Below are 23,050 nucleotides of genomic sequence, written 5' to 3' on the forward strand. Positions count from 1 at the left end.
TGGTAAACGATAGAATACTTATTATTATAAACATCATTTGATTTTCATTGATATTGAAAGATATCTTAGTTTTTTAGCTATTTTGTAGGCTAAGTCTTGTAAACTTTCAGATATACAAATTATAGTTTTCCACTTTCCTGAATATTCAATAAACTTACATGCTGTTTCAATAATTTAAACTTCATTTTCAAAACTACTAAATGCAAGAACTTCATCATAAAGGTCTTTAAAATATGTTTTTATACTCGAAGATTCACAAACTAATGTTAACTTACAGTTTTTTCTTTATTTCTCTGTTTATCTCAGAGAAACCACCAATAGCAAGTATTTTAGTCATTTTTTTCTCCTAACAGTTTATCAATATCTACAAGTCTATTGTCATTTCCTAAAGCTAAACTTCGAATAGAATTTCTCCGATTTAATGTTATCTGAATACCTCTACTCAAAAGAAGTTCTGAATATTTCGACACTACCCATTCAGGGAAAATTCCAAATTCACTCTTTAACCTATCAAAATCAATAGACTTAGAGTATGTAATTAGTGATTCTACTTTTTTTAATCTAGCATTTATATCAACAGAGAAATGATTTATTTTCATCATGTTTTGTTCGACTTGCTTCCTTTGATCGTCATTTAAATCAGTGTATCCTAAAGAAAGAACAATATCAGAAGAACACATACTAAGTTCTTTAATATACGACTCTGATATAGTTTTTCCATCAAGCAAAAAGGCCATTTCTCGAAGTATTTTTTTCAAAAAATAACCGTGTTTTTTGTTTGATGCAATACCTAGACCAGCATGAATCAATAAAACTAGAATTCTAAAAAAAAGCGTAAATCTACCTCTATTACTAGTATTAATTTCCAATTTTTCTATTACCGGTGCTAAAAAGTTAATTTCATCTATCTGCCAAATAGCTTCTTTTCTTTCAAGTATCATTGCAAGACGCTCTGCATAAAAAACTATATCGAAATAATAATTTTCTTCTTTTTTAATGATGGCTATTGCTCCAATTGGAACGATTCCGTTAAGATACTTATAGTACAAATAAGAATAATTTCCAGTTGGTCGATGTTTGCCAATATGAAATTTTTCTATATTTTCCCATTCATAAATGTTATCTTTCGGAATCCCGGTATTCACATACCATTCCAAAAAATTGATTTCTTTATCGCATCTAATATATATTTTATCTTTGCGCAACCCTATAGTTTCTAGAAATCCTAACGATAGATTTACGATATCTATCGGATACTTACTATTTTTAACTAGAAATGATAGTCCTATTTCCATTGGATTGGTTAACCTATTAAGCCCCACGCCATCTAGCTTATTTGGAAAGTAAGATAATTGCTTTGTTACATATTTTTCTAAAGATTCAGTTGAAGAGAGTTTATCAAACAAATAAATGTGTTCTGATATAGCAGACATGTTAAATAATGTCTCGGAACCATATTCTCTAACTACTTTTCCCTCTTTTAACTCATGAAATCCCCTATCATTCCCATAGAGGTGAAATTTATTAATTATCTCTTGTACGTTCATTTTTTTCTCTCATTAATTGTACATAACCCTTTGTTTCAATTTTTGAATTGATAAATTCAAACTCTGTCTCTGTTTCTTTTACAAAGGAATCGTAATCATTTTCAGAAAAGTCGCCTAAGATTTCAACTTCAATATAATATCCAAGCTCTCCAACTACGTCAGCGTTTACAGTTCTGGTTTCTTCAAGATTAGTATATGATTTTCTATCTTTGTCAATAGTCATGATATTAGAGAAACCAGCATCTAGAATATTTTTTACAAAATCCATTTGTTGCGATTCTAATAAAATCTCATCTTCCGTCCAGAAACCTGGTTTCACTGTATCTTTCCTAGTAAAAATACCTGATGTAGAATCATTTTCTTGACGAAATCGATAAATAAAACTCCCCTTAACATCTTCTTCTGCTTCTTTTCCACGCGCTTTATAATACTTATCTATTTGTCTATTCTTTGATTTAAATTTATAATTTTGATCTAAAAATTCAATCACTTTAAGATAATTATCTTTATCAGCAATTGAAAACCTAACTTCTAATTCTTTCATTAAATCTCTCCTTTCAACTCACTAAAAACTGATGAAGCTACGACAGTATTTATTTAACATTTACACCTCTAGAACATACACACGCTATCAACTCCATCAATTTTTTATGGTTTTGCTCTATCCATCGTTTAGAACGATCAACTTGTGTTCCATACGTTTCATCTTTATCTATCGCATGTAAACTGAAATTTATGCCATCAATTCCTGATTCGATTATTTTGTCAAAGACGCGTTTATTACAACAAATAGAAGTCCTTTTGACGATAAATACATTTTTCTTCAATTTTCTGAATATATAGGCAACTTTATTATGCAAACCAGCTCGCCCCCTGTCAAGTGAATCTCAGAAATATTTAATTCTTTAGTAACTTCAAGAAAATCTGAGAAAAATATTTTATCTAAAAAGCCAACATTTTGTACAAGCTTCTGATTTGTTATTACCGATTCCTTCATTGTGACACCACCAACAGTTCCAGTTACAACTATTTATAATTTTTCTTCTAATACTGTTCAAGGGTGTACGAACAAAATCTTCTTTTGCTTTTATAAAATCTAATATACTCAACTCCTTATTTCTTTCGCATGAAAATTTTGACTAGCCATTATGATAAACTGGTAAACAATAAATAAATGATTTTTCATCATATGATTGAACGTAAAATAATGCTCCGATGATATTGAATAGTAATATTAAAAATAAAAACAATGTTGAAATCATAGCAGACCGTTTAAGAGATAACTTACCTGTCGCATGTAATAACAACATGAATAAATAACTCTGAAGGATAAGTTTAAAATGCCCATTGAGTAAAGGATCCTTTTTTATAAAAATCATAGTATAAAGGCCATTTTTGATATCCACTTTAAAAATCCCCTCCGTTTCCCATATTGTATGTAGGCTATATTCCAATCAACACAACAAGCAACCAGCATATTACCAACAAGAATTGACTATATTACACATAAAATCCGAGTCTTTTCGCCACACGTAACGAAAGACTCGGATTTTTGCTTATCTTATTCTATTGTTATTTCTTTGATTCTGGTAAGGCGAGTTGGAAGTTCACGCCGTATTTATCTTGAACCCACGCAAATTCACGAAATTGTGGTGGCATTTCAGTTTTCGGCATTAAAATCGCGCCACCATCCTTTAAGCCATGATATAATGTATCCATTTCAAATTGGTCTTTCACTGTCACATACAATGACATCGCTGGGTTCATTTCAATATCTGTACCATTCAAATTATCAATCGCCATAAAGACTTGACCGTTTAATGTAAAAATAGAATGTTGCACTTTTCCTGCTTGTTCTGGAATCGTGTCATCATATTTCACCATTGTAATAATCTCACTATCTTCAAATAATGATGTATAGCGTTTGATGGCTTCTTCAGCGTCACCATTAAACATTAAAAACGTTGTAATTTTAGGTATTTTCATAACCGGTCCTCCTCAAATGTTAAACGATACTTTCATTTTAATATTCACAATCATCAGCTACCTCTGCGTCATCCTGTGAAATATTTATATCCGTTACTGTTTCATTTTTTGTTGTTTTTGCTTTCACTCTATATTATAACCGGTTACAATAGTGTTAAATCATTTTTGGAGGTTATTTTATGATTAGTATGAATTTATTAATCCCTCTTTTAGTATTTTTATTGATCTTAATTGGCGGTTGGCTCTTTTTACGTTGGTATTTAAGATAACCGTTTACTCGTTTAAAAGTAGTCATCTCATCTTTAATCAAACAACACATCTTTGAATGAAGTTTCATAGCTCAAATTCAACTTTATCAGCACTACAAAATCGCTTCATTAATGCTTTCGTTATATCAACAAATACAAAAAGAAGCTGGGGATATTAAGTTTCCCCAGCTCCTTTACTATATTTTGTTGTGTATACCAAGGGATGGGGCTAGAAAAAATTAAGCCTTAAGCTATACATAGATTGCATATTCATTAATGACTTTAAAACGGTCGGAAAATGAGCGTGAATGGGATAAAAATTGATGCTATTGTTTTCTTGATTTCATAAACTTGCCCTCAGTTTCGCTGTATTTCATATAAGATTGTCCAGAAGGCTGAGACTCCTGAGGGAATGCGTGCATAATGCTGACAGTCTCCTCTTTACTTTAATGGTAGGAGGTGTTTAACGCAGTAGCTGTCTGACTTCTCAATGCGCTCGCTTTTGAGAAGTCTAGTCAGCCTTGCGGGGGCAGTACGACGAAATCTTTGTTGAACATGAGATTTCTATACTGCTCCCAAAATCCACAATGAATGGGTGCGCTGGGAATCAATAAACGGTGTTCCAAAAGCAGGATTTTCGACAGAACTCCCGCGATTTCGGCAAAATTTGGAAATCAATTTTGCTCATCGCTCGGTTCTGCTCAAATCCTAAGCGCTTTTGTCACAACCTCCCCTCAACCCCTAGAACGCGAAGCCATGAAGGCAATCTAAAGCCACAATTCATAGGGAGGGCAAGTTTAACAAAAATATTGCATCAATAGCATCAAATTTTTTATGTCCCATCCCGTTTCTGCTTATAATTGATTACGCCATTCGACTAATGTTTGAATGTCATCTTCTGAAATTTTGCCTTCTTCACGTGCAACTTCAATCAGTTCATCATAGCTGCTTAACGTATAGAAAGGGACACCTGCTGCTTTAAACGCTTCGTCAGCTTTATTTAAACCATATGTGAAAATCGCAACGACACCTAACACTTCAGCACCCGCTTCTTGTAATGCTTCAACAGCTGTGATGGAAGAGCCACCAGTTGAAATTAGATCTTCAATGACGACGACTTTTTTGCCTTCACTGCGCGCGCCTTCGATTTGGTTTTGTTTGCCGTGGCTTTTACTTTTTGAACGCACGTAATTCATTGGCAAGTTCATTTTATCTGAAATATACGCCGCATGTGGAATACCGGCTGTTGCTGTGCCTGATACGATTTCGACCTCAGCAAAATGTTGTTGAATCAGTTCAATTAAGCCGTCACGAATCGCGGTACGTACTTCTGGATATCCGAGTGTGACACGGTTATCACAATAAATAGGTGATTGAATGCCGGAACTCCATGTATACATTTCATTCGGTGATAATGATACGGCTTCGATATCTAATAATGCTTTTGCGATTAATTTTGACATGCATTTAACCAACTTTCTTTAATTTGATGATAACTTCGTACTGGATGGTCGCTTTGTGTAATCGGGCGACCGACAACGATATGTGTCGAACCGAGTTGACGTGCTTTTTCTGGCGTCGTGATGCGTTGCTGATCGTCTTTTGCACTGTGCGCTAGACGAATACCTGGTGTCACTTTTAAGAAATCGTCGCCACAATGTTCGCGAATCATTGTTGTTTCTAACGGTGAACATACGACACCATCTAAGCCTGCTTGTTGCGCAAGGCGAGCATAGTTTAAAACAGCCGTTTCCATCGATGTTTGGATGTTTTGCTCCTCATGCAACTGCTGTTCAGATGTAGATGTCAATTGAGTGACGGCGATAATCTTAATGTCTTTGTTGTGTCGACGTAACCCTTCTATGGCGCGCTCCATCATGACTGTACCGCCAGCTGCATGAACATTGACGAGGTCCACGTTCAGTTTTGCGAGACCTTCCATCGCTTTACCGACCGTATTCGGAATATCGTGTAATTTTAAGTCTAAAAAGATGTCGTGGCCGAGTGCTTTAATTTGATCAATGAGTGCTGGACCTGTCTGATAAAACAATTCCATACCAATTTTGACGAATAATGGTTCATCAAATTGCGCTAAAAATGACATCACTTCTGCTTCAGTTGCAAAATCTAAGGCGATAATCGGATCCTGTCTCATGTTACTGCAATCCTTTCAATGTACGACCTTTAAGTTCTGAAATATGATGTACATTTAACGCGTCTAAATATTCAGGTAAAGTATCGATAATTTCTTTGCAGACCATTGGATTTTGGAAGTTGGCTGTTCCGACTGCCACTGCATCTGCACCGACTGACACGTAATCAATAACGTCTTGCGCATTTTGCACGCCACCCATTGCGATAATTGGGATATCAGGTAAAGCTTTGCGAACGTCATGCACCATTCTTAATGCGACCGGTTTAAATGCTGGCCCACTTAAACCACCCGTAACGTTATAAATAATCGGTTTGCCTGTACGTGCGTCAATTCTCATGCCGACGAGTGTATTAATCATTGTTAAGCCGTCTGCATATTGGGCGATTGCTTCCGCCATTTCTACAATGTTAGTCACATTAGGCGATAACTTCACATAAACGGGTACTTCAGACACTGCTTTTACTTTACGTGTCAGTTCAGAAGCGATTGTCGGGTCTACACCAAACTGCATGCCGCCTTCTTTTACGTTTGGACATGAAATATTTAATTCTAACGCTTTCACATTCGGTGCTTTTGAAATGTGTTTAGCTACATATACATAGTCTTCTTCCATCGAGCCCGCTACATTCGCAATAATTGGGACGTCGTGTTGTGCTAATGATTTAAGTTCATGATCAATAATATGATGAACGCCTGGATTTTGCAGACCAATCGCATTTAACATGCCACTATCTGTTTCCGCGACACGTGGCGTTTCATTGCCAAAACGTGCTTCTTTCGTTGCAGCTTTAATCATGATGGCCCCTAACTCAGACAAATTGTAAAACTGACCGTATTCCGCACCGAAAGCGAAACAACCACTTGCCGGCATAATCGGATTTTTTAACGATAATCCTGGAATTTCTACTGCTAATCGACTCATAGTACAACCGCCCCTCTTTCAAATACTGGTCCATCTGTACACACTTTGACATAATCTGTCGGACTTTCTGGTACGTGACAAACACACGCAAAGCATGCACCGACACCGCAACCCATACGTTCCTCCAGTGAAATGTAACCCGGTACATCTTTCAATGTTTCTAACTGTGTTAACGCTTTTAACATCGGTAACGGTCCACAAGTGTAGAAAATGTCATAATCGACTGGAAGTGCATCAATAACCGTTGTGACAAAACCTGTTGTACCTAATGAACCATCTTCTGTCACAATGTGCGTCTCACCTAATGCTTCAAATTGTTGTTGATAAAACACATCTTTAGCTGAACGGAAACCTAAAACATGTACTGTTTCGATGCCCCGTTCATTAAGTTGTTTCGAAAGTTCATAAAGCGGCGGAACTCCGATGCCCCCTCCGACGAGTAAAGCCTTTTTCTTCGCTTTGTCTACTGGAAAACCATTACCCAGTGGTGCTAAAATATCAATTTCGTCGCCTTCATTTAAGGCAGCAATACGCTTTGTGCCTTCCCCTTCAGCACGAAATAGCATTGTGAACTGTTGTTGCGCTTGATCGATATGACAAATCGAAATCGGTCGACGCAACATGTGTAATGAACCTTCTCCAGCTTTAATATGCACGAACTGACCAGGTTGCTGAAGTTTTTCAACAACCGGTCCTTTGACTGTTAATTCATAAATGCGTTCTGCAATAGGTGCATTTGAAACCACTGTTAATTTTTCCACCGCTTTTGACCTCCTACATATTTCTCATTGAAAACGTCATACTTTCAATGACATTCGTTAATGCGTTCGCTGTATCGAGTGAAGTGAGACAAGGGACCCCATTTTCAACTGATGCACGACGAATTTGGAATCCGTCACGTTCAATCGTTTTCCCTTTTGTCATCGTGTTAATGACAAGTTGGACTGAACCGTCTTGAATTTTTGTAATTAAATCATCGTGGCCTCCAATTTTTTCTACCGTTTCAACGTTGATGTCGTGGTCTTTCAACGTAGCGGCTGTGCCTGCTGTTGCCACGATTTTATAGCCGACTTCACTTAAACGTTTCGCAATTTTAACCATTTCTTCTTTATCTTTATCGCTGACAGTAATCAATGCTGTACCGTAATCTTTGACTTCCATCCCTGCTGCTGTTAACCCTTTGTATAGCGCCTTTTCTAACGTAATGTCGCGACCCATCACTTCTCCTGTTGACTTCATTTCAGGTCCAAGTGTGATGTCGACATTTTTCAATTTATTAAAGCTGAATACCGGTGCTTTAACAAATACCCCTTCTTTGTACGGTTGGATGCCTGGTTGAAAGCCAAGATCTGTTAATTTTTGTCCCATAATCGCTTGCATTGCGAGTTGTGCCATTTGAATTTCTGTAATTTTACTTAAGAACGGCACAGTACGGCTCGCTCGTGGATTCACTTCTAGCACATAAACCCCATCATGTGCGAGAACGAATTGAATATTGATTAAACCGATAACGTTGAGCCCTTTCGCCAATTTGATAGTATAAGCTTCCAATGTATCAATGACGTCTTGACTTAACGTTTGTGGGGGATACACTGCGATAGAGTCACCTGAGTGAACACCCGCACGCTCGATATGTTCCATAATCCCTGGAATAATGACTGTTTCTCCGTCAGAAATGGCATCCACTTCAATTTCTTTACCTGTTAAGTAACGGTCTACGAGTACAGGATGTTCTGGACTGGCTTTTACTGCTTCATTCATATAATTTTCAAGTTCTGCATCATTGTACACAATTTCCATCGCACGGCCACCAAGTACGTATGATGGACGGACCACAACGGGATAACCGATATCGCGTGCATTGTCGAGTGCTTCTTGAGCCGATGTCGCTGTTTTCCCTTTCGGCTGAGGCACGTCAATTTTGTTCAGTAACGCTTCAAATTCTTTACGATCTTCAGCACGGTTGAGATCTTCAAGGGATGTCCCTAAAATTTTCACACCGTATTTCGCTAATTTGTCCGCTAAGTTGATCGCTGTTTGGCCACCGAATTGTACGACGACGCCTTTAGGTTGTTCCAGATTAATGATGTTCATCACATCTTCTTCTGTCAGTGGCTCGAAATAGAGCTTGTCTGAAATTGAGAAGTCCGTCGATACCGTTTCAGGGTTATTGTTAATAATGATCGCTTCATAACCGGCATTTTGAATCGCCCATACCGCATGCACTGTCGCATAGTCGAATTCTACCCCTTGACCGATACGAATAGGTCCTGAACCGAGTACGATAATTTTCTCTTTTTCAGTGACGCGCGATTCATTTTCTTCTTCATACGTACCATAGAAATAAGGTGTCGTTGATTCAAATTCTGCTGCACACGTATCGACCATTTTATAGACAGGACGAATGTTGTGTTGTTGACGTAATTCATACACTTCTGCTTCTGTCATTTCAAAACGATGCGCAATGACGCGGTCGCTGAAGCCGAAACGTTTCGCAAATCTTAAGTAATCAATATCACCTGGATGTGCCTTTAATGCATGTTCCATATCGATAATATTTTTGAATTTATTTAAGAAGAAGTAATCGATCTTCGTCATTTCATGTAATTCTTCAAGCGTTGTGCCACGACGAATCGCTTCACCAATGAAGAACAATCTTTCGTCGTCTTGCGCTTTTATACGTGATTTAATGTAGTCTAAGTCAAAAGATTCGCCGTTAGGTAAGCCGAGATGATGCACGCCGTATTCTAATGAACGAATCGCTTTTAATAAAGACTCTTCGTACGTGCGACCAATCGACATGACTTCCCCTGTCGCTTTCATTTGCGTACCGAGTTCACGTTCACCTTTTTCGAACTTATCAAATGGGAAACGTGGGATTTTCGATACGATATAGTCTAAACTTGGTTCAAATGCCGCATAAGATGTGCCAGTAACTGGGTTTTTCATCTCATCTAGCGTCAGACCTACCGCAATTTTCGCAGCGAGTTTCGCAATCGGATACCCTGTTGCTTTTGAAGCGAGTGCCGACGAACGTGACACACGCGGGTTCACTTCGATAATGTAAAACTGCATCGAATGTGGATCCAAAGCGAGCTGGACGTTACATCCCCCTTCAATTTCTAGCGCACGAATGACTTTTAATGACACGTCGCGCAACATTTGATATTCGACGTCAGATAATGTTTGGCTTGGTGCAACAACGACTGAGTCCCCCGTATGGATACCGACTGGATCAATGTTTTCCATGTTACATACGACAATCGCATTATCATTTTTATCGCGCATCACTTCATATTCAATTTCTTTAAAACCTGCGATCGACTTTTCAATTAAACATTGCGTGGCCGGACTATATTTCAACCCGTTAGAAACGACTTCACGGAGCTCTTCATCATTATGACAAATGCCGCCCCCTGTGCCCCCCATCGTAAATGCTGGACGTACGATTAATGGATAACCGACTGCTTCTTTAAATGCAAAGGCTTGTTCAAGTGTATTCACGATGTCACTTTCAGGTACTGGCACATTCAAGTCATTCATTAACGAGCGGAACAATTCACGGTCTTCTGCTTGTTCAATAGATGACAATTTCGTACCGAGGAGTGTGACGCTATTTTCCTCTAAGACACCGCTATTATGTAGTTCAATCGCCATGTTGAGCCCTGTTTGTCCACCGAGCGTCGGTAAGAGCGCATCCGGTTGTTCTTTACGGATAATGCGTGCAATAAAATCGTGAGTGAGCGGTTCGATGTAAACTTTGTCAGCAATTTCTTTATCCGTCATAATCGTCGCAGGGTTTGAGTTAACTAAAATGACACGGTAACCTTCTTCTTTGAGTGCGAGACATGCTTGTGTCCCTGCATAGTCAAATTCTGCTGCTTGACCGATAATGATAGGACCTGAGCCAATCACTAAAATCGTTTGAATATCATTTCTTTTAGGCATGTGTAACGCGCTCCTTTTGCTTATTTTGTTGCATCATTTCTACAAATTGATCAAATAAGTAATTCGAATCTGTCGGACCTGGGCAAGCTTCTGGATGATATTGTACCGAAAAGGCTGGTAACGTGCGGTGTTTCAACCCTTCAACTGTGCCATCATTTAAAGCGATGTGCGTAATTTCTAAATCTGTTGCAGCTACAGAATCTGCGTCGATCGCATAGCCATGGTTTTGACTTGTGAGTGCGATTTTACCTGTCGCCAAATCTTTAACAGGATGGTTGGCACCTCGATGTCCGAATTTCATTTTGAACGATTTCGCCCCTTGACTGAGCGCAAAAAGTTGATGACCGAGGCAAATGCCGAAAAACGGAATGCGCCCTAAAATACCGTTAATCATATCGAGTGCGACTGTCACGTCATCCGGATCACCAGGGCCGTTGGATAGCATGACACCATCTGGCGCCATTTTAATAATTGTATCTGCAGAAGTGTCATACGGGACGACCGTCACTTCACAGCCACGTGCGTTCAACTCACGGACGATATTTTGTTTCTTTCCGAAGTCCACAAGTACAACGCGCAAGTCAAAGCCGGTTGAGACGTAAGGTGTTTTCGTAGAGACAGTTGGCACTTCAGTTCTTGGAAATTCTGCTGTTTTGAGTGCTGTCACAGTTGTTTCAATTTCAGATGGATCATCGACAAATGCTGCTTTGAGCACGCCATGTTGACGGATTTTTTTCGTAATGCTTCGTGTATCCACACCACTAATACCTGGAATGTCATATTCTTTTAATACGTCATCAAATGATTTTTGGGCTCTAAAGTTACTCGGCATCGTACATGCTTCTTTCACGACGACACCATTTAAACTCGGTGTCAAAGATTCAAAGTCGTCGTGGTTAATACCGTAATTGCCGATTAAAGGATACGTAAATGTAATAATTTGGCCTGTATATGACGGGTCTGAAATGGTTTCTTGATAACCTGTCATTGCAGTGTTGAACACAATTTCACCGCGTGTTAATTTGTCAGACCCTAACTTAAAGCCTGTATAATGTGAACCATCTTCTAAAACAAGGTAACGTTTCTCAAACATGTTTATTTTGCCTCCTCGTAACGAATGTCGCCTTCAACCATAGTTAAAATAGGATTGCCATATACTGTTTCACCTAAGAACGGTGTGTTAGACGCTTTTGATAAGAAATCTTCTGCTTTAATTTCGTATGCATCGTCTAAGTTGATTAATGTTAAATCTGCCAGCGCACCCTCTGCTAACTTACCATAAGGGAGATCGAACACTTCAGCTGGTTTGATTGTTAAGTAATCAACGAGTTGTTGTAATGACCAATCCCCATTTTTAACAAAGTGTGTATAAAGTAATGGGAAAGCTGTTTCACTGCCGACAATGCCGAATGGTGCACGTGTCATCGGTTGTACTTTTTCGTCTGCTGCATGTGGCGCGTGGTCTGTCGCAATACAGTCAATCGTACCGTCAAGTAAGCCTGCTAATAACGCCGCTCTATCTTCTTGACTTCTTAACGGTGGATTCATTTTATAAATCGCATTATCTCCTGGCACATCATCTTCTGTCAGTAATAAATGGTGTGGCGTCACTTCCGCTGTCACTGGAATGCCTGCTTTTTTCGCATCCCGAATCACGCGAACACTTTCTTTCGTTGATACGTGGCACACATGATAATGACACCCTGTTGCTTCACTAAGTAACACGTCACGCGCGATTTGTACCGATTCGCAAATATTTGGAATGCCTGGGATGCCAAGCTCTTGACTGCGATGGCCTTCATGCATAGCACCACCATAGATAAGGCTGTTATCTTCACAATGTGCAACGACGGCTTTATTTTGTGCCTTCGCTTGTTGCATCGCTTCATACATCATCGCCGCTTCTTGAACACCGACACCATCATCTGTAAAAGCAAATGCACCATTTTCGGCTAACGCTTTGAAATCAACATGTTCTTTTCCTGCTTGTCGTACTGTAATAGCGGCATAAGGTAGGACACGAACTTGTGCATTTTTTTCAATTAATTCATTTAGCTGTGTTAAATGTTCCAACGAATCAGGAACAGGTTTCGTATTTGGCATAGGACAAACCGTTGTAAAACCTCCACGTGCCGCTGCTTTGGTTCCTGTTTCGATCGTTTCTTTATATTCGCCACCTGGTTCTCTTAAATGCACATGGACATCAATGAAACCTGGCGCTAAAAAATGACCTTTTGCATCAATAACGGTCATGTCTTCAGTCGATTCAATCGTTTCTGCAATCTGTTTCACTGTCTTGCCTTCGATTAATACATCCACTTTTTTCAACGTACCTGCTTCTAACATCTTTGCATTTTGAATTAATTTCATCATCCTAATCGCTCCTTAACCTTTTAAAATTTCAGTCAATACTGCCATTCTTATGTACACACCATTTGACATCTGTTCAAAAATACGTGACTTCGGTGCTTCTACTAATGTATCTGCAATTTCTACATCGCGATTCACTGGTGCGGGGTGCATCACAATCGCATGCTCTTGAAGTTTGGCATATCGCTCTTCAGTCAAACCATAACGACGGTGATATTCTGCTTTTTCAAAACCTTGTGAAACGCCCGCATGTCGTTCATGTTGGACACGTAATAGCATCACAATGTCGACTTCATCAATGACATCATCTAATTCAACATAATCTGCAGTCATAGTATCATCTTTCCAAACATCAGGACTTGAGAAAACGACCTTTGCGCCAAGTGCAGTTAAACTATGATAATTACTGCGTGCCACTCGTGAGTTTTTAATGTCACCGCAAATGACCACTTTGAGTCCTTCAAAACGACCATATGTTTCGTAAATCGTCATTAAATCGAGTAAGCTTTGCGTTGGATGTTGGCCACTGCCATCCCCTGCATTAATAATCGGAATCCCCATATTCAACAAGGGTTCGTAGTAATGATTTTGTTCGTGACGAATGACGAGTGCATCACAGCCAATGCTTTGTAATGTTCGGCATGTGTCATACAGTGATTCCCCTTTTTGTACAGAAGAGGCACTTGATTCAAAGTTGATTTGCTTCATATCCAAACGGTGTTCTGCCATTTCAAAACTACATTTCGTACGTGTCGAATTTTCGAAAAACAAGTTCGCAATGTAACGTCCTTGCAAATTCGGTACCGCTTCTCCTGCTTTATACTGCATCGCTTTTTGAATTAAGTTGTCAATTTCTTCTACAGCTAAATGTTCCATTGATACGAGATGTTGCATGATGATCAAGGCCTCCTATAATTAACTTTTTGGTAAAATTAAGTTCAGTAAAATCCCTGCTGTTGCTGATAATGCCATCCCTTCAATTGTAAGATGTACACCTAAATCAGATAAATTCAACATCATGTTGCCGATACCGATGACGAGAATGACTGACGCGATGACTAAGTTACGGTTTTGCGCAAAGTTGACTTGGCTTTCGACAATCATACGTAAACCACTTGCGGCGATAGTCCCGAATAATAAGATGGACACGCCACCCATGACTGGTGTAGGGATAGATGAAATCAGTGCTGTAAACTTTCCAACAAAGCCAAGCATAATCGCGATAACAGCCGCACCACCAATGACGTAAATACTGTAAATTTTCGTAATCGCGAGTACACCGATATTTTCACCGTAAGTCGTACTTGGTGGGCCCCCGATGATACTTGAGAACATTGTCGATACCCCGTCACCGATGATAGAACGGTGTAGTCCCGGATCTTTAAAGAAGTTACGGCCGACGATTTTGTTGATGACCATTTGGTGTCCGATATGTTCACTCACCGTTACAAACACGATTGGAAGCATCACTGCGATTAATCCGAGATGCACGGAAGGTTGATAATCTGCAAATGGAATGTAAATGTCTGGGAATTGGAACCAAGCGGCCTCTGCGACAGGTTTAAAATCTACAATGCCAAACAATATCGCTGTAATGTAGCCGACGATAATGCCGACTAAAACTGGAATGAGCGAGAAAAAGCCTTTCGCAAATCCTTGAACAATCAATGTCACAAGTAATGTAATCCCTGCCACTGCTACAAAGCTTAAGTTGTATCCTTTCATCTCAGCTGAACTTTCAAACATCGCCATGTTGACAGCAGTCGGTGCTAAGCTTAAACCGATTACCATAATGACCGGACCGACAACGACAGGTGGTAATAAATGCATGAGCCAGTTTGTGCCACTCACTTTGATCGCAATCCCGATGATGACGTACATGACACCACTCATGAATAACGCGACAAGCATATCACCTAAGCTATTCGTACTTAAACCGGTAATAATCGGTGTGATAAACGCAAAACTTGAACCGAGATACGCCGGAATTTTTCCTTTTGTAATCAAAATGTAGAGCAATGTCCCTACCCCTGATGCAAGTAATGCTGATGATACGGGCAAGCCTGTTAAAAACGGTACTAATACTGTGGCCCCAAACATCGCAAATAAATGTTGAAGACTTAAAAATACCCATTGGCCTGCTTTCGGTTTTTCATTCACATCGAGTACCGGTTGAACCGTTCTCGTAAACATTTGTTCATTTTCCATTGTTTTCTTCCTTTCGCATAAAAAAAGTCTCTTCACCGATTAAGGTAAGAGACTGAGGTGGTTCCAAACCGCTATGCACATAGAGGCCAGCCTTAAAAAGCGGCATCAGATGCAAGGATGCTGTTTGAAACGGTACCTTTGTCAGTCTCTCGTACTGAATTAAAAGGTGTCATTATGTGATGACAACCGCATTGCGATCGTCTATTTCTTCTAAGTAAACATTGACAGATTCTTCATGAGACGTTGGAATATTTTTTCCTACAAAGTCTGCGCGAATCGGTAACTCTCGGTGACCACGATCCACGAGTGTCGCTAAACCAATCTTTTTCGGTCTCGCATGAAGTAAAATCGCATCAAGGGAGGCACGTACAGTACGTCCTGTGTATAGCACATCGTCGACAATGATGACCACTTGATGATTCAAATCTGTATCAATATCAAAGCCAGGTGTCTCGAGCGGTTGACGTGAATCGATATCATCTCTAAAGCTTGTAATATCAATCGCACCCGTTGGCACTTCGACTTCTTCAATTTGTTGAATCTTTTGTTGAATCCGTTGCGCTAAATACTCACCACGCGTTTTAATGCCGAGTAATACAAGATTTTCTGTGCCTTTGTTATATTCTAAAATTTCATGAGCGATGCGTGTTACTGTTCGTTTGATTGCAGATTCATCTAATACAACACGTTCAGCCAATCATTTCACTCCTTACGCAAAAAACTCATGCCTTTAAGTAGACATGAGTTTTAAGCAATTTATAATGATAGACTACCAACAACTGTACCATTACGTCTCTCGTACGCACTATGCGGTATCTGTGTGATAGTTCTCTAAATTGAGTGGTTGATATCATGTCTTTTGAGCCTCACAGGACTCCCTCTTAAAGACGATTCAGTTTTTATTCGTTTTTGACTTATTCTTATGGTAACGTTTTTGACACTAAAAGTCAAAGTAAATCTGGTTATTTTTTAAATTTTGCTTAAATATCCTCTTTACGCACTTGTTCAATGACAGCTTCAAATTCTGCAGGAAGCGGCGCAGTACGTTCAATGTACTCGCCTGTCTTTGGATGTTCAAAACCGATAAGACCCGCATGTAAAGCTTGTCCGCCAATTTCTAACGTCTTTTTCGGACCGTATTTCGGATCACCTACAAGCGGATAACCGATATACTTCATGTGCACACGAATTTGGTGCGTACGTCCTGTTTCGAGTTCGCATTCAACCAATGTATGGTTTTTGAACGTCTCAATGACATTAAAATGCGTCACAGCTTCTTTACCGTCATCAACGACAGCCATCGATTGACGGTCGTTTTTATTGCGTCCAATAGGTGCATCAATCGTTCCAAACTCATGTGGAATATGACCATGAACGAGCGCAATATACTTTCTTTTCACTGTTTTTGCCATCAATTGTTCAACTAAACTGCGATGTGCCACGTCATTTTTCGCAACCATCAGTAACCCTGACGTATCTTTATCAATACGGTGCACGATACCTGGACGAATTTCACCGTTAATGCCTGATAAATTTTTGATTTGATACATCAATCCATTTACAAGCGTTCCAGTATAATGCCCAGGCGATGGATGAACGACCATGCCTTTAGGTTTATACACAATCGCTACATCATCATCTTCGTAGTAAATGTCTAAATTTAAGTTTTCGGCTTGAATATCTGCTTCTACCACTTCTTTTTCAGTGATTTCGACTCGGTCACCTAATTTTAATTTGTAGTTCGACTTGACTGCTTTACCATTGACTTCAATTAATCCTTCTTTAATCCACTCTTGTAATTGGCTGCGTGACCACTCCGAATTGAATTCAGGCAATATTTTGTCAATCCGCTGTAAATGATGCGTTGCGTCTTCAATATTAAATATATGTTTTTCCATTACGACACCTTACCTTTTTGATTCTGATCTTTTAATAATACAATAATCAACAAGATCACACCTATTGTCAAACTCGCATCTGCAATATTAAAAATAGGGAAATCATAACCGAAAATGACTGTATCTATAAAGTCTACCACTTCACCGCTACTGACACGATCAATAAAGTTACCTAATGCCCCCGAAAATAACAAGCTAATCGCAATTTGCATCAACATGTGATTTTTCGCTTCTTTAATATAAAAGACGATGAGCGCAACTAAAATGATCACCGTAATAATGTAGAAGAATGTCATCTTCCCACTTAGTATACCCCAAGCCGCCCCATTATTGCGATGAGAAGTAATGTATAAAAATTTTGGAAGTACTGCAAACGACTCACCTATCGTCATTTGTGTACGGATGATGAATTTGGTCAGTTGGTCGCCTATCAAGATGATAAGTGCGATAAAGAGCGTTAGGCCGATGTAATATTGTTGTTTCATACTTTTTGTCCTTTCTGTTAGTCACTGATATATTATAACACGATAAATTTTAACTATGTAATGATTTCATGATAACTCCATTTGAAATACACGCTAGGATTGATAGCGAAACAGTGTTGGATCGTTTAGAAAGGATAGGTTTAAGTAGTATAATTTGTAATATTTCGTCATATGACATATATAGACACAAACATTAATTGCTCATTTCGAAAACATTGCTGTTTTGATATTATTCAAGTTACAATCACAAACTTGCTTAACGATATCTCTTATTTTTTTAACTTCGATGACTTCCCTTTGGTCTCCCTTTCCCAGGGACTTGCCTCAACTAAATTTGGCTTGATTGTGACGCACACTTGAAGGAAGCCAAATTGGATTTTCAGCTGCGTCTGATCCCTCGGGAGTGTCGACCAGGTCCGTCATCTGCTTTCAGTAGTGGTTTCAAACACCGGTGTAACTGTCGAATTTCAATAATGGATAGTGGCTGTACGATCTTGTTGTCTTAAGTACTGTTGCCAATTTTATTGTGCCATTGTCCCCTAGGTTGCAAGAACTGACCGAGACTCCTGAAGTATGAATCAAAGTCTTAAATATGATTTCTGATATTTAACAATGGCTCCCGTTTATCGCAGTAGCTGTCTGACTTCTCTATATGCTCACTTTTGAGTAGTCTAGTCAGTCTTACTGGTCACTACGAAATCTTGTTACATATGAGATTTCTGTACTGCTCCCAAAATCCACCAAAGCTTCTATCAGTGTTAAAGTTCAATCAAAGCCTTTGTTAGTTGAAGGATCAACCTAAGAACGCGAGGACTAGTTCAGTAATCTAAAGTACTCTGCATACCGATTCGGAGTAAACTAAAATTTAAAACAACAGAAAAAAGGCAACATCAGCACTGTATAGCGCTAACATTGCCTCATCCAACATATCATTCCATTACTACACTAACGTTTTCACGACTTCTTGACAGCGTGGACATAAATCATCTAATTCACCCACACTACCTAATGATTCGCTGTAATTCCAACAACGCGCACATTTCTCTCCATCAGCTTTTGCGATTTCGATTGTACCGTGTTGATATGCTTCACCTTGTGCCTCTACAACTAATTCAACTTGAGATACGATAAACAATTGATGTAAATCGTTAAAGCCTTCTAAAAATGCAAGCGTATCAAATGATGGACTGTTACCGATTTTGACTTTAGCTTCTAAAGATTTACCGATAACTTTTTCATTTCTTGCCGCTTCTAATGCACGGTTCACATCATCACGTAATGCCATGAATGTGTTCCATTTATCTAATAACGGTTGGTCTACATCTTCTTTAGCCGGCATATGAGTTAAATGAACACTTTCTTCGTCCACTTGTTCGATATGTGACCAAACTTCTTCAGCAGTGTGCGGAATGATTGGCGCAAGTAATTTAGTCATGTTTACTAAGATTTCGAACAATACTGTTTGCATGCTACGACGTTTATGCGCATTTTTTTCTTCAATATAAAGAATATCTTTACCATAATCTAAATAGAAGTTACTTAATTCAACATTGATAAAGTTTTGAACTTCTTGGTAAATATTTAAATAATCGAATGATTCGTAATGATCTAACGTACTCGCTGTAAATTCACGTAAGCGATTTAAGATGTAGCGGTCCACTTCTAATAATTCTGCTTCAGCAATTCGGTCTGTTGCTGGGTTGTAGTCGTTAATGTTACCTAATAAGAAACGTAAAGTGTTACGGATTTTACGGTATACGTCAGCAACTTGATTTAAAATTTCGTCTGAGATACGGACGTCAGCAAGGTAGTCCACTGAGCTCACCCATAAACGTGCAATGTCGGCACCTTTTTGTTTCACAATCGTATCAGGCACGATGACGTTACCTAACGATTTACTCATTTTCTTACCTTCTCCGTCCATGACGAAACCGTGTGACAATAACATTTTGTATGGTGAACGGCCGCGCGTCGCAACGGATGTTGTAATTGAAGAGTTGAACCAACCACGATATTGGTCACTTCCTTCAAGATACATATCTGCTGGGAAACTTAACTCTGGACGTGTTTCAAGGACACCGCGATGTGATGAACCTGAGTCGAACCATACGTCCATAATGTCTTGTTCTTTTGTAAATTCACCGTTCGGGCTACCTGGGTGTGTAAAGCCTTCTGGTAATAAGTCTTTCGCGTCACGTTCGAACCAAATGTTAGAGCCGTGTTGTTCGAATAAATCTGCCACGTGATAAACAGTTTCTTTCGTCATAATAATGTCGCCATTTTCAGCATAGAATACTGGTAATGGTACACCCCAGACACGTTGACGCGAAATCACCCATTCGCCACGGTCACGAATCATGTTGTAAATACGTGTTTTACCCCAGTCAACTTTGAATTTTGTATCTTCAATCGCATCTAAAATGTCTTGGCGCACTTTAGAAATCGACGCAAACCATTGTGGTGTCGCTCTGAAAATAACTGGTTTTTTCGTACGCCAGTCATGTGGATAGCTGTGCGTAATAAAGTCTAATTTGAGTAACGCACCTTTTTCAGTTAACAATTCTGTAACGGCTTGGTTGGCTTTATCATAAAACATACCTTCAAACGGGCCACCTTCAGCAGTGAAAACCCCTTTATCATCCAATGGGCTAATGACTTCTAAACCATATTTTTGACCTACGATAAAGTCATCTTCACCGTGTCCGGGCGCTGTATGCACACAACCTGTACCGGCATCTGTTGTAACATGTTCACCATTGATGATTAATGAAATACGATCAATAAATGGATGTTGTGCTTCGATATATTCTAATTCTGAACCTTTGAAATCTTTTTCGCGAATAACGGCTTCTTTATCCCAACCTAATTGTTCAGCAACTGCATCAACTAATGCTTCAGCGATAATGTAACGTGTGCCGTCCACATTCATTTGAACATATGTCAATTCAGGATGTACGGTAATGGCTACGTTTGACGGTAATGTCCAAGGTGTTGTAGTCCAAATGATAAACTTCGCATCATCCGCAACGATACCTTTACTGTCTTTCACGTCAAAAGCAACATAAATTGAAGCTGAACGTTTGTCGTGATATTCGATTTCTGCCTCTGCTAATGACGATTCACTTGAAGGTGACCAGTATACCGGCTTTTTCCCTTTGTAAATTAAACCTTTGTCGGCCATTTCACCAAATAAGCGAATTTGTGCTGCTTCGTATTCAGGTTTTAATGTAATGTATGGGTTGTCAAAATCGCCGTTAACCCCTAAACGTAAGAAGTCTTTTTTCTGAATGTCGATTTGTTCCATCGCAAAAGCCTGACATTTATCACGAAATTCCGCAGTTGTCATTTCTTTACGTTTAACGCCTTTTTTCGTTAACGCTTGCTCAATCGGTAAACCGTGTGTATCCCAACCTGGAACATAAGGGGTATAAAACCCTTGCATCGTTTTATAGCGGTTGATAAAGTCTTTCAAAATTTTATTCAACGCATGTCCCATATGTAAGCTACCGTTTGCGTATGGCGGACCATCATGCAAAATAAATGACGGTTGACCTTCATTTTTTTCTAACATTTTGCGGTATAAATCCTTCTCTTTCCACTCTTGTTGAATTTGTGGTTCCTTCGTCGGAAGTCCTCCGCGCATTGGGAATTTTGTTTTTGGCATGAGTAACGTATCTTTATATTCCATTTTAAACTACACTCCTTTAACTGAAAAAGAACTCTAAGCTCAGATATTCAGGGACGGACATGCCGCGGTACCACCCTGCTTAACTCAGCTTAGAGTTCTCTCATTGATTTTAATATGACACGGCGAATCAGTGATATAAAATAAGGTCATCTGTTAGGCTCTCACCGCTTCCTAACTCGCTGTATGGATGATTATCTCTTTTACTTGTCTGTTTCGCTTGATGATGTTTCGTTTGATTGTTCGTTCGCTTGTTCAGCTTGTTGTTTTTCTTGTGCTGTAATGTCTTGTTCATTTAAATGTTGAAAGTTTTCTTCTGTTACTTGTTGTGAATCTAAATCATAGTTCAACAAGTATTCCCAGTCATCACTTTTCAACAGGTCGAGTTGTGCTTCTACAAGCATTCTAAAACGTGAACGGAACACTTTAGATTGACGCTTCATATCTTCAGTTTGAAAAGATAAACGACGCGCTTTTTCTAAACCGTCATTCACAATTTGACTTGCTTCTGCTTGTGCTTTTTGAATGATTGCATCTCGCTCTTTTTGTGCTGCTGCTTTTGTTTCATCGGCAGCGCGTTGGGCACTGACAATCGCTTCACCGACTGATTTTTCAACCTCTTTAAATGATTGAATGTGTGCATCACGTTCTTCTAACACTTTTTCTAATTGTTTTTTATCTTCTTTTAAACGTTCGATTTCATGGCTTAACTGTTCTAAATATTGTTCTACTTCTGTAGGTTCGAAGCCATTTTTAATACGTGTGAACGATTTGTTTTTAATCTCGCTAGGTGTAAAAGCCATTTCTTGCCCTCCTCCATCATACACTATTTAAATAAAGTTTGATAGGTGATTCTTAATTTATCTTTCTTCGTACGATCACCAATTTCTGTAATTTTTGCACGACCGTATCCTTGAATGGACAACAAATCGCCTGCTTCAAGTTGAAAATCCGCTGCCTCAATGAGCGTATGGTTCACTTTGACACGTTTACGCTGAATATGTGTCTTGGCAATTGTGCGTGACTTCCGAATCATTTCCTTTAATACGACATCGAGTCTTGTTGCGCTCACTGTTGCTTCATGCGTCTCCCAATACTCTTCTGATTGTATCATATCTTCAAATGGGATAACATTAAGTTTAATTGTTGCCCCTTTAATACGTGTTAATTCTAACATAATATATGATTCTAATTGCTTTGTCAAAACAAATTGAATGCGTTCAGCTACGAGAATATCGCCGACTTGTTCACGTTCAATGCCAAGGGACATCAACGTTCCAAGCACGTGTTGATGCTGTAACGTCACAAACTTTGTCGGATAATCAATTTCAATTAAGGTCAATTCAAAGTCATCCCGCGTCGGTTCATAATAGCTTGGCGCAATGACCGCACGACATCTCTCCGCATCACGTCCCCCATCAAATGCGACGTGCAAATCGTTGAAACTGCCGACAATCACTTCTAACATGTATTGTCCACGAGGATCTAAAAAATGAGTCAGTACAGGCGCATATTGTGTTTCAGCCTGGCGCACTTTATCTAATAAATAATCAATTTGTTCATGCTCTTCAGGTCTAAAATGTTGATAAATATCCATG

The 23,050-nt window shown here is 39.1% G+C and carries 19 protein-coding genes; all 19 read right to left on the bottom strand.

Annotated features, from left to right (window positions below; translation table 11 throughout):
* Positions 1–329: 329 nt before the first annotated feature.
* Entirely contained in the window at positions 330–1,547 is a 1,218-nt protein-coding gene (locus EL101_RS13520; protein ID WP_240622730.1) for a hypothetical protein, read from the bottom strand.
* Positions 1,525–2,091 (bottom strand): adenylate cyclase, encoded by a 567-nt coding sequence (locus EL101_RS08830; RefSeq protein WP_096596184.1) that lies wholly within the window; start codon positions 2,089–2,091, stop codon positions 1,525–1,527. Before EL101_RS08830 ends, EL101_RS13520 begins: the two co-directional genes overlap by 23 nt.
* A gap of 49 nt (positions 2,092–2,140) precedes the next feature.
* Positions 2,141–2,407, bottom strand: a complete 267-nt coding sequence (locus EL101_RS08835; protein ID WP_096596183.1) for a hypothetical protein — start codon at positions 2,405–2,407, stop codon at positions 2,141–2,143.
* 712 nt (positions 2,408–3,119) lie between these two features.
* Positions 3,120–3,533: a VOC family protein gene (locus EL101_RS08840; RefSeq protein WP_096596181.1), complete on the bottom strand. Its 414-nt coding sequence runs from the start codon at positions 3,531–3,533 to the stop codon at positions 3,120–3,122.
* Between the two features lie 1,102 nt (positions 3,534–4,635).
* Complete coding sequence (gene pyrE / locus EL101_RS08845; RefSeq protein ID WP_096596180.1) at positions 4,636–5,244, bottom strand: orotate phosphoribosyltransferase; 609 nt, start codon at positions 5,242–5,244, stop codon at positions 4,636–4,638.
* Positions 5,232–5,936: an orotidine-5'-phosphate decarboxylase gene (gene pyrF / locus EL101_RS08850; protein ID WP_096596179.1), complete on the bottom strand. Its 705-nt coding sequence runs from the start codon at positions 5,934–5,936 to the stop codon at positions 5,232–5,234. Before pyrF ends, pyrE begins: the two co-directional genes overlap by 13 nt.
* A gap of 1 nt (position 5,937) precedes the next feature.
* Positions 5,938–6,858 carry a dihydroorotate dehydrogenase gene (locus EL101_RS08855; protein ID WP_096596178.1) on the bottom strand — a complete coding sequence of 307 codons (921 nt, stop codon included), beginning with the start codon at positions 6,856–6,858 and terminating at the stop codon, positions 5,938–5,940.
* Positions 6,855–7,619 carry a dihydroorotate dehydrogenase electron transfer subunit gene (locus tag EL101_RS08860; protein WP_014614153.1) on the bottom strand — a complete coding sequence of 255 codons (765 nt, stop codon included), beginning with the start codon at positions 7,617–7,619 and terminating at the stop codon, positions 6,855–6,857. Before EL101_RS08860 ends, EL101_RS08855 begins: the two co-directional genes overlap by 4 nt.
* Before the next feature lie 13 nt (positions 7,620–7,632).
* Positions 7,633–10,806 carry a carbamoyl-phosphate synthase large subunit gene (gene carB / locus EL101_RS08865; RefSeq protein ID WP_096596177.1) on the bottom strand — a complete coding sequence of 1,058 codons (3,174 nt, stop codon included), beginning with the start codon at positions 10,804–10,806 and terminating at the stop codon, positions 7,633–7,635.
* A complete protein-coding gene (locus EL101_RS08870) occupies positions 10,799–11,899 on the bottom strand; it encodes a carbamoyl phosphate synthase small subunit (protein ID WP_014614155.1) in 1,101 nt (366 codons plus the stop codon). Before EL101_RS08870 ends, carB begins: the two co-directional genes overlap by 8 nt.
* Before the next feature lie 2 nt (positions 11,900–11,901).
* Positions 11,902–13,176, bottom strand: a complete 1,275-nt coding sequence (locus EL101_RS08875) for a dihydroorotase (protein ID WP_096596216.1) — start codon at positions 13,174–13,176, stop codon at positions 11,902–11,904.
* A gap of 15 nt (positions 13,177–13,191) precedes the next feature.
* Positions 13,192–14,070 carry an aspartate carbamoyltransferase catalytic subunit gene (locus EL101_RS08880; protein ID WP_096596176.1) on the bottom strand — a complete coding sequence of 293 codons (879 nt, stop codon included), beginning with the start codon at positions 14,068–14,070 and terminating at the stop codon, positions 13,192–13,194.
* Between the two features lie 21 nt (positions 14,071–14,091).
* Positions 14,092–15,384, bottom strand: a complete 1,293-nt coding sequence (locus tag EL101_RS08885; protein ID WP_096596175.1) for a uracil-xanthine permease family protein — start codon at positions 15,382–15,384, stop codon at positions 14,092–14,094.
* Positions 15,385–15,556: 172 nt separating this feature from the next.
* Positions 15,557–16,081 (bottom strand): bifunctional pyr operon transcriptional regulator/uracil phosphoribosyltransferase PyrR, encoded by a 525-nt coding sequence (pyrR, locus tag EL101_RS08890; protein WP_096540622.1) that lies wholly within the window; start codon positions 16,079–16,081, stop codon positions 15,557–15,559.
* Between the two features lie 283 nt (positions 16,082–16,364).
* Positions 16,365–17,282, bottom strand: coding sequence for an RluA family pseudouridine synthase (locus tag EL101_RS08895; RefSeq protein ID WP_096540620.1), 918 nt, complete (start codon positions 17,280–17,282; stop codon positions 16,365–16,367).
* Entirely contained in the window at positions 17,282–17,767 is a 486-nt protein-coding gene (gene lspA / locus EL101_RS08900) for a signal peptidase II (RefSeq protein ID WP_096596174.1), read from the bottom strand. Before lspA ends, EL101_RS08895 begins: the two co-directional genes overlap by 1 nt.
* A 940-nt stretch (positions 17,768–18,707) precedes the next feature.
* A complete protein-coding gene (gene ileS / locus EL101_RS08905) occupies positions 18,708–21,455 on the bottom strand; it encodes an isoleucine--tRNA ligase (RefSeq protein ID WP_096596173.1) in 2,748 nt (915 codons plus the stop codon).
* A gap of 200 nt (positions 21,456–21,655) precedes the next feature.
* Positions 21,656–22,255: a DivIVA domain-containing protein gene (locus EL101_RS08910; protein ID WP_096596172.1), complete on the bottom strand. Its 600-nt coding sequence runs from the start codon at positions 22,253–22,255 to the stop codon at positions 21,656–21,658.
* A 23-nt stretch (positions 22,256–22,278) separates the two neighbouring features.
* Positions 22,279–23,049, bottom strand: coding sequence for a YlmH family RNA-binding protein (locus EL101_RS08915; RefSeq protein WP_096596171.1), 771 nt, complete (start codon positions 23,047–23,049; stop codon positions 22,279–22,281).
* Between the last annotated feature and the right edge of the window lies 1 nt (position 23,050).

Source organism: Staphylococcus delphini, assembly GCF_900636325.1.
Taxonomy (GTDB): domain Bacteria; phylum Bacillota; class Bacilli; order Staphylococcales; family Staphylococcaceae; genus Staphylococcus; species Staphylococcus delphini.

Coding starts and splice junctions, on each gene's coding strand:
- pyrE (WP_096596180.1), bottom strand. CDS start 5,244: ATGTCAAAATTAATCGCAAAAGCATTATTAGATATCGAAGCCGTATCA.
- EL101_RS08840 (WP_096596181.1), bottom strand. CDS start 3,533: ATGAAAATACCTAAAATTACAACGTTTTTAATGTTTAATGGTGACGCT.
- ileS (WP_096596173.1), bottom strand. CDS start 21,455: ATGGAATATAAAGATACGTTACTCATGCCAAAAACAAAATTCCCAATG.
- EL101_RS08875 (WP_096596216.1), bottom strand. CDS start 13,176: ATGAAATTAATTCAAAATGCAAAGATGTTAGAAGCAGGTACGTTGAAA.
- pyrF (WP_096596179.1), bottom strand. CDS start 5,936: ATGAGACAGGATCCGATTATCGCCTTAGATTTTGCAACTGAAGCAGAA.
- EL101_RS08885 (WP_096596175.1), bottom strand. CDS start 15,384: ATGGAAAATGAACAAATGTTTACGAGAACGGTTCAACCGGTACTCGAT.
- EL101_RS08870 (WP_014614155.1), bottom strand. CDS start 11,899: ATGTTTGAGAAACGTTACCTTGTTTTAGAAGATGGTTCACATTATACA.
- EL101_RS08830 (WP_096596184.1), bottom strand. CDS start 2,091: ATGAAAGAATTAGAAGTTAGGTTTTCAATTGCTGATAAAGATAATTAT.
- EL101_RS08880 (WP_096596176.1), bottom strand. CDS start 14,070: ATGCAACATCTCGTATCAATGGAACATTTAGCTGTAGAAGAAATTGAC.
- EL101_RS08910 (WP_096596172.1), bottom strand. CDS start 22,255: ATGGCTTTTACACCTAGCGAGATTAAAAACAAATCGTTCACACGTATT.
- lspA (WP_096596174.1), bottom strand. CDS start 17,767: ATGAAACAACAATATTACATCGGCCTAACGCTCTTTATCGCACTTATC.
- EL101_RS08895 (WP_096540620.1), bottom strand. CDS start 17,282: ATGGAAAAACATATATTTAATATTGAAGACGCAACGCATCATTTACAG.
- EL101_RS08855 (WP_096596178.1), bottom strand. CDS start 6,858: ATGAGTCGATTAGCAGTAGAAATTCCAGGATTATCGTTAAAAAATCCG.
- EL101_RS08915 (WP_096596171.1), bottom strand. CDS start 23,049: ATGGATATTTATCAACATTTTAGACCTGAAGAGCATGAACAAATTGAT.
- EL101_RS13520 (WP_240622730.1), bottom strand. CDS start 1,547: ATGAACGTACAAGAGATAATTAATAAATTTCACCTCTATGGGAATGAT.
- carB (WP_096596177.1), bottom strand. CDS start 10,806: ATGCCTAAAAGAAATGATATTCAAACGATTTTAGTGATTGGCTCAGGT.